Annotated in this window: 5 protein-coding genes and 1 pseudogene; 3 read left to right on the top strand and 3 right to left on the bottom strand. The window is 66.8% G+C overall.

The genetic code is table 11. From position 1 onward, the window contains the following. The coding region (locus WAX14_RS18110; protein WP_422629436.1) for a MadB family AAA-type ATPase at positions 1-806 on the bottom strand (806 nt) is incomplete at its 3' end. Between the two features lie 59 nt (positions 807-865). Continuing rightward, entirely contained in the window at positions 866-2,137 is a 1,272-nt protein-coding gene (gene mdo, locus WAX14_RS18105) for an NDMA-dependent methanol dehydrogenase (protein WP_422629435.1), read from the bottom strand. Between the two features lie 353 nt (positions 2,138-2,490). Here mdo and WAX14_RS18100 point away from each other — a divergent pair, with 353 nt between their 5' ends. The 3 genes from WAX14_RS18100 to WAX14_RS18090 all read left to right on the top strand — a co-directional run bounded on the left by WAX14_RS18100 (position 2,491) and on the right by WAX14_RS18090 (position 4,904). Beyond that, a complete protein-coding gene (locus WAX14_RS18100; RefSeq protein WP_422629434.1) occupies positions 2,491-3,546 on the top strand; it encodes a 2Fe-2S iron-sulfur cluster-binding protein in 1,056 nt (351 codons plus the stop codon). A 237-nt stretch (positions 3,547-3,783) separates the two neighbouring features. Then, positions 3,784-4,146, top strand: a complete 363-nt coding sequence (locus WAX14_RS18095) for an SPW repeat domain-containing protein (protein ID WP_422629433.1) — start codon at positions 3,784-3,786, stop codon at positions 4,144-4,146. Between the two features lie 77 nt (positions 4,147-4,223). Then, a complete protein-coding gene (locus tag WAX14_RS18090; protein ID WP_422629432.1) occupies positions 4,224-4,904 on the top strand; it encodes a TetR/AcrR family transcriptional regulator in 681 nt (226 codons plus the stop codon). Between the two features lie 6 nt (positions 4,905-4,910). On the opposite strand, the pseudogene WAX14_RS18085 reads toward WAX14_RS18090, so the two are convergent. Further along, positions 4,911-5,271 (bottom strand): annotated as a pseudogene (locus WAX14_RS18085) (glutamate racemase); the annotation flags it as partial.

The raw sequence follows: 5,271 nt of genomic DNA, 5'->3' as shown, positions 1-5,271 counted from the left end.
GTGTCGAGGACGGCGGCGGCGCGGGCGGCGTCGATGACCTCGGAGATGGACGGGCTCTTCCGCAGCGGCAATTCGCGGAGGGTGCGGGCGAATTCGACGACCTCGGCAGCGGTCGCGGACGGTACTTCGGGGGCGCGGGCGCTCACGATCTCCCGTTCCCGCTCGGCCGTCGGGTAACCGACGTGATAGTGCAGGCACCGCCGTTTGAGTGCGGCGGACAGTTCGCGGGTGTCGTTGGAGGTGAGGATGACCCAGGGTGCCGAGCGTGCGGTGAAGGTGCCGACCTCGGGGATGGTGATCTGCCGCTCGGCGAGAATTTCGAGGAGCAGTGCCTCCATGGATTCTTCGGTGCGGTCGACTTCGTCGACGAGCAGAACCACCGGTTCCGGGGAGAGCACCGCCTCGAGCAGGGGTCGGACGGCGAGGAAATTCTCGGAGTACAGGCCGAAGTCCTGCTCGGCGAGGAAGCGGGACGCATCCGCGATGTCGGGGTATGCGGCGAGTTGGTCGCCGATGCGGTCCCGCAGCATCTGTACGTGCAGCAACTGTTTGGCGTAGTCCCATTCGTACAGGGCGCGGCTGTCGTCGAGTCCTTCGTAGCACTGCAGGCGGACGAGTTTACGTCCACCTGCGGCTGCGAGTGCCTTTGCGAGTTCGGTCTTGCCGACCCCGGCGGGACCTTCGAGCAGCAGCGGCCGGTCGAGTGCGGTGGCCAGATGCACGACGACCGCGAACTCGTCGTCGGCGATGTAGTCGTGGTGGCGCAGCGCGTCCTTCAGTTCGGCACCGTCGGCGAATGCGGTCATCGAATAACTCCTGTGTTGCTGGAGACGCGCCCCGGGCGCGAGATCGGTGGTTCGTCGGATCAGTACGAGCTGTTGATGCAGTGGTCGACGACCGGGATCATGGATTCGACAGTCACTTCGCGCGGATTGCCGGGGGTGCACCAGTCGCCCTGGATGTGCTCGGAGATCGCCCGCACGGTCTTCTCGTCGCCGGGGATGGTGTCGCCACGGCCGGCGTACTTGCCGGTGTTCATCCGGTTCTTGTCGTACGAGTCGGTGCGGACCTGACCGAAGTTGTCGGGGATACCGACGTCCTTCGCGAGTCGGATCGCCGCGTCGACCGCGGCGTCGGCGGCCTGCACGGTGGTCATGTTGCGGGTGTCGACGCCCATCGCGGTGGCGATGCGAGCGTACTGCTCGTAACGCGAGGGCAGGTTGTACTCCCAGACGCGGGGCAGCGCGATCGCGTTGTTGAGGCCGTGATGGCTGTCGAAGAACGCCGAGGTCGCGTGGGAGATCGAGTGCACGATGCCGAGGCCGCCGGAGTTGAATGCCTGCGCGGCGATGTATTGGGCGTTCATCATGCCTTCGCGCGCCTTGAGGTTGCGCGGCTCGAACACTGCTTCACGCAGGTTCTTCGAGACGAGTTCGATCGAGTACAGCGCGTTGCCGAGCGACGGTGCGAAGTCCAGGCGTGAGACGTACGGCTCGGAGCCGTGAGCGAGGACGTCGAAGCCGCAGTAGGCGGTGAAGTGCTGGGGGCAGGTGTAGTAGAGCAGCGGGTCGTCGATGGCGAGGGTGACGATGGTGGCCTCGTCGAAGCCGACCCACTTGTGCGGGTGGTCCATGTCGGAGGTGTCGGTGATGACGTACGCCCACGAGGTCTCGGAGCCGGTGCCTGCTGTGGTGGACACCGCGATGTGCGGCGGGTTTTCCTTGTTGGTGGACTTCGCGAAGCCTTCGAATTCGTTGATGTTGCGGCCGTCGTGCGCGATGACGACGCGGGCGCCCTTGGCCGCGTCGTGGCTCGATCCGCCACCGATGGAGATGATCGAGTCGCACTTCTCCTGCTGGTACAGGGCTGCGGCCTCCATGACGTTGTAGTCCTTGGGGTTGGACTCGACCTTGTCGTAGAGGACGACTTCGACGCCCTGGTATTCGATCTTGCCGATGAGCTCCTCGATGATCCCGGATCCGCGCAGGCCCGTGGTCATCAGCAGGGTGCGCTTGAACCCGAGGTTCTTGGCCTCGACACCGATGATGTCGTGAGCGCCGACGCCCATCAGCGCCCGCGGGAAGGGGTGGAACTCCTTGATGGGGAAGTCCCAGATCTGGTTGAGCTCGATGGCCATCGCGTCTCTCCTCGGTCGGCGGGGGTGCACACTGTGTGACCCACATCTCATCCGTGTTCCACAGTGGCCGACCGCGCCGCCGCAGAGAAGGGGTCTGCGCCGGAACCGTCCGGTTAGGGCGACGAAGCCGTCCGGTCGAACGCGGCCACCTACCCGATCGGACGGCCGGATATCCCGCCGACCGGGATGCACCGCTGTCGACGCCGCAATCCGCCCGGTACCGTTTCCCTGCCGCCCGCAGCGGCTGCTACCCTTGAACTAGAACACGTTCTAGTATCGGTTCACCGTGCGGGCCGAGCGACCGCACCACAAGTTTCAAGGCGCAGCCTGCACGACGAGAGGACGACACACCCATGACGACAGTCGAGGTGCCGCACGGCTCACGATCGGTGATCCTCACCGTGTCCGCCGTCATCGAGGAGACGTCCGACGCGCGCTCGCTGGTCTTCGACGTACCTGCCGATCTGCGCGACAAGTTCGAGTACAAGCCCGGCCAGTTCCTCACCCTGCGCATCCCCAGCGACCGCACCGGGTCGGTGGCACGCTGCTATTCCCTCGCCAGTTCGCCGTTCACCGACGACTCCCCCAAGGTCACCGTCAAGCGCACCGTCGACGGCTACGGCTCGAACTGGCTCTGCGACGAGATCTCCGCCGGTGACCGCATCGAGGTGCTCCCGCCGTCCGGCGTGTTCACCCCCAAGTCGCTCGACCACGACTTTCTGCTGTTCGGTGCGGGCAGCGGCATCACCCCGGTGATCTCGATCCTCAAGTCGGCACTGACCCAGGGGTCCGGCCGCGTCGTGCTCGTCTACGCCAATCGCAACGAGTCGTCGGTGATCTTCGCCGAGGAACTGCGCGCCCTGGCCGACAAGTACCCGTCGCGGCTGACCGTCGTGCACTGGCTCGAATCCGTGCAGGGACTGCCCTCGGCCGAGAAGTTCGCCGCGCTCGCCGCCCCCTACAGCGGATATCAGGCGTACATGTGTGGCCCCGGCCCGTTCATGGACACCGTGCACGCCGCGCTGCACGCCGCAGGCATGGACCGCACCCAGGTTCACGCCGAGGTGTTCAATTCGCTCGCCGGTGATCCGTTCGCCGACGTGGCCCCGGTCGAGATCAGCGACGAGGACGCCGCCGACGCCGCGACCGTCGAGGTCGAACTCGACGGCGAGACCCACACCCTGGCCTGGCCGCGCAAGCAGACTCTCGTCGACATCATGCTGGCCAAGGGCCTCGACGTGCCCTACTCGTGCCAGGAAGGCGAATGCGGTTCGTGCGCGTGCACCGTTGTCGACGGTGAGGTGGAGATGGGGCACAGCGACATCCTCGACCCCGAGGACATCGCGGCCGGCTACATCCTGGGCTGCCAGGCCAAACCGATCAGCGACAACCTCAAGATCCAGTTCTGAGTCGCCGACTGGGCGCACTGCCCTGCGATCGACGCGACGATTCGGAATCCGCTCACGCTGCAGCGTGAGCGGATTCCGAATCGTGTCGCGTGTGTGACAGCGTTTCGATCACGATTCGACAAAACACTCGTCGACCTGCGCGTCAACGTTACCGCTCCGCAACGCCGCACCTCTTGACCGACCGGTCGATCAGCCCTATACCGGGGGATGGAAGGACATCTCACGAGGAGGCTCATCATGTTCTCCGACAGTCGGCTGCAAGACTATGCAGCCGTGATTCTGGGCGCCTTCGCCGCCCTGTCTCCGTTGTGGCTCACCACGAACGATGCGGCCATGTGGTCGCTGATCGTCCTCGGCGTGCTGGTCGCGCTGTGCGGACTCGCGCAGATCGCCCGGCCGACGACGGCCACGATCGACTATGCAATGGGCGTCTTCGGCGCGCTGATGTTCCTGTCCCCCTGGGTCATGGACTTCACCGCCTTCGGCGGCGCCTCGTGGACCGCGTGGGTCGTCGGCGTACTCACCGTCGTCGTGGCCGCCGCAGCCCTGCCCGTCATGAACGCCCGCCTGCACGGCGGCGGACTGGCAACTCATCACTGATCCGCACATCTATTCCACGACCGGGGCGAGGACCGGATGTACTCGCCCCGCCGTGGAGCACCGAAGGTGGTGCGCACGTGGCCACCCGCACTCCCCGACCGGGCCGGCGTCGCTCGCCGCGCGACGGACCGGCCCGCACCCGCATCCTCGACGCCGCCGAAACATTGTTCGCGGCACACGGTTTCGATGCCACCGCGACCGCGACGATCGCCGCAACGGCGGATGTGCCGAAGGGGCTGATCTTCTACTATTTCCCGACGAAGGACGCTCTCCTCGAAGCGCTCGTCGCCGAACGCATGCCGGACGAACCCGTCGCCGACGTGACCGCACTCGTCGAACCCGGAGATCCGGCGGCCAGCCTGGTCAACCTGGACGCCGCACTGAACCTGCGTGATCACCGATCGTCGGTGCTGCGCGTGATCATCTGGCGCGAAGCGGACACCCACCCCGATGTGCGAACGCACCTGCACCGGTTACGTTCGCACCTGCACGACGTCACGATGCGACTGTTGCAGGCCAGCGCGCCCGGCCCGGTGCAACCCGCCGCGCTGCGGGCCTGCGCGACCACGTGGGTCTCGGCGATGTTCTCGGCGGCGAGCACCGACCGACTGCTCGACCTCGACGGCCTCCCCCGCACCCACGAGGACCTGAGAACCGTGGCGCGAGTCGTCGCAGCCGGGATGTCCGGGATGCTCGGGGTGTCCGGGATGCTCGGGGTGTCCGGGATGCGCGGGGCGCCGAGGCTCGCGTTCGGTTGAACTCGTTCAGCCGACGGTGTCACCGGCAGGTGCGAACAGAATCCGGCCTGCCTCGAAAGCGCGGGCGCCGTCCGGCAACACACCGGGTTCGCCGCTGAGCAGCACCTCGACGCGACCCGACCCCGGCACCGACCGGTCGAGCGACTCGATGCGGCGCAGGGTCTGGCGGGCGACGGCCTCCGCGCTGTCGAACAACCGCACACCGGCGGGCAACTGCGCCACGATCGAGTCGGCGACCAGCGGATAGTGGGTGCAGCCCAGCACCACACCGCCCACATCGGCAGGGGTCCGCGCGACCGCAGCGTCGATGGCGGCGGCGGCACCGGCCCGGTCGCCGCGGTCGATGGCGTCCGCCAATCCGTGACAT

Source organism: Rhodococcus sp. (in: high G+C Gram-positive bacteria), from assembly GCF_049299235.1.
In the GTDB taxonomy this organism is placed as follows: domain Bacteria; phylum Actinomycetota; class Actinomycetes; order Mycobacteriales; family Mycobacteriaceae; genus Rhodococcus.
Note: the sequence above shows the minus strand (reverse complement) of the source record. Positions and strands in the feature narration are given on the sequence as shown.

Coding starts and splice junctions, on each gene's coding strand:
- mdo (WP_422629435.1), bottom strand. CDS start 2,137: ATGGCCATCGAGCTCAACCAGATCTGGGACTTCCCCATCAAGGAGTTC.
- WAX14_RS18100 (WP_422629434.1), top strand. CDS start 2,491: ATGACGACAGTCGAGGTGCCGCACGGCTCACGATCGGTGATCCTCACC.
- WAX14_RS18095 (WP_422629433.1), top strand. CDS start 3,784: ATGTTCTCCGACAGTCGGCTGCAAGACTATGCAGCCGTGATTCTGGGC.